Source organism: Proteocatella sphenisci DSM 23131 (assembly GCF_000423525.1).
GTDB lineage: Bacteria > Bacillota > Clostridia > Peptostreptococcales > Filifactoraceae > Proteocatella > Proteocatella sphenisci.
Genome location: NZ_AUID01000045.1, coordinates 1 through 2,180 on the forward strand (window position 1 = coordinate 1; position 2,180 = coordinate 2,180).

The following is a 2,180-nucleotide window of genomic DNA, read 5'->3' on the forward strand; positions in this document are numbered from 1 at the left end:
AAAATACTTTCCAATTTACATTGCAAAAATCCATAATCAAATCTATTAGCAGCTTCAACTAATGGAATTGTAGATAATTTTTCTTCGAGAATTTCAACCAATAATTCAATTTCTTGTTTTGTTAACTCGATATTCATTTTTTACCACCTTTCAATATTGTTGATAGATAAAACGGGAGCCTGGGCATAAGCGACCAGGCTTTCCCGAAATTTAAAACTATCAATACATTACACCCAAGGAATGTATCGACTATTCAGTTGTCATATAAAAGATGGAACCGAAAGCGAACCGACGGCGTTCCTTGTCATTCGCCTTTCTGATCCATCTTCTCTATTGTCTTCTGAAACTCACGCATTTCACGTAACATATCAGATACGTTAACATCACCAGACATTTCTTTCATATCATGTATAGAATTATTCAAATCAATTAACAATTCTTTTTGCATTTCAGCTTCAGCAAACTGAGTAATTAACATAGCAATATAGTTAGAATAAGGCATAGCATAAGAAGCAGCCTTTTTTTTACACCAATCAGCTATATCCATTCTAACTCTGATATTAATCCTATGAAGATTATCTTTTTCACTCATATTAACACCTCCATTAATCATTATAAATACATAATAAATCATTATCCAACATAAGTCAATGCTTTTATATTGACTTTTTTGCTCAAGGGGTGCCAATGGCGACCAGCCTATCATGCTACCATCCCAAATCAATGCACCACTACGTTTGCTGATCCCCCAGGGTGACTATGTCCCCCAGGGTGAACAGCAGCATTGACATGGGTCCCTTGCACGCATGATGTATTTGGCACGAGGCACCCCCAGAGAACGCAAAAAAGCACTGTCCGTTTTATGGGACAATGCTTGTGTTATGATGGTATATTTGATATAATTTACTCATCGAAGTACGATAAAGCCAGGTCAGCGTTATCGAAATATTTAATCTCAACATAATCGTTTGAGAACGAAGGATGTATATTGGCGGATATACGTCCTTTTTTTACGATTTCAGCTTTTTTTAATCCCTTTGAACAATAATACATCTTAGAATTAGTATCACTGATACAGTCAGCTAAATCCTTTGATATGTATTTTGTTATATAGGACGAAGCTTTGTCTTTATCTCTTATTTTCTCCATAGTTAAAAATCCAAATCTTTCAGAATAGGAAGCCCAGGAGTAAACAATTTCACCTTTTCGTATCTTCTCAATAATTCTATAAGGCAACACCATATCCTCAGTCAACAAAGTTAAATGAGATTCGGGAAGACCAGACATGAATCCATGCATATGCCAGGCACCATCTTTATGCTTTTCTGGAATAAATAGATATTTTACTTTTAGGTTATGTCTTTTATTATAATTACGCAAAAACTGACTGAATTTAGCATAATACGCTTTTAAATCATATCTATCATGCTTGTTTTTATCAATTGTAAATGTGACGAAAAAATCCCAGTCATTACACATTCCATATTCAAATATAGTCGATTTAGTACGAGATATACTTTCAAGCATTTTTTTATCATTACTTCCTCTGACGAAGTCAGAAATTTTATCATCAATTTCTACCCCTTTAACTCTCAATACATTATGCCGAGTTAATTTGTATGTGTTATCGTTATATTTTTTGAGAACACATATGTTATAATCATAAGCTCTTTGTTTAAGCATATTAACCTCACAATATGAATATAATATGAACAAGATATGAACAAAATATGAATATAATATATATAAAATATGAACAATATATATATATAAAATAAATATAAAAAACCAAAATAACCGTTAAGTGTTAGTTTGTCTAGTAATAGAATTTCAAAACTAGACTTCTTTATACTCAATTACCTTATAATAAAAAAAATTAACTTGCTTATCAGATAACAACAAAACTTTAAAATAATTATCACCAACACCAATAATTTTAAAGCCAATACCAACCAAATAATCTACAAATTTAGTAAAATCACGAACTTCACAACCACGCCATTTCATAATTTTTGTACCGGTAATATTATTATAACCAACAGAAAAACCATGACATAAATTCATAGCTAAACCCCCTTTTTTTTCAAAATACTTTCCAATTTACATTGCAAAAATCCATAATCAAATCTATTAGCAGCTTCAACTAATGGAATTGTAGATAATTTTTCTTCGAGAATTTC

The 2,180-nt window shown here is 31.5% G+C and carries 3 protein-coding genes; all 3 read right to left on the reverse strand.

Annotated features, from left to right (window positions below; translation table 11 throughout):
- Positions 1–304: 304 nt before the first annotated feature.
- Positions 305–592, reverse strand: a complete 288-nt coding sequence (locus G558_RS0111110) for a hypothetical protein (protein WP_156888561.1) — start codon at positions 590–592, stop codon at positions 305–307.
- Positions 593–903: 311 nt separating this feature from the next.
- Positions 904–1,683, reverse strand: coding sequence for a rolling circle replication-associated protein (locus G558_RS0111115; RefSeq protein WP_028830200.1), 780 nt, complete (start codon positions 1,681–1,683; stop codon positions 904–906).
- Positions 1,684–1,836: 153 nt separating this feature from the next.
- Positions 1,837–2,064 carry a hypothetical protein gene (locus G558_RS0111120; RefSeq protein ID WP_028830201.1) on the reverse strand — a complete coding sequence of 76 codons (228 nt, stop codon included), beginning with the start codon at positions 2,062–2,064 and terminating at the stop codon, positions 1,837–1,839.
- Between the last annotated feature and the right edge of the window lie 116 nt (positions 2,065–2,180).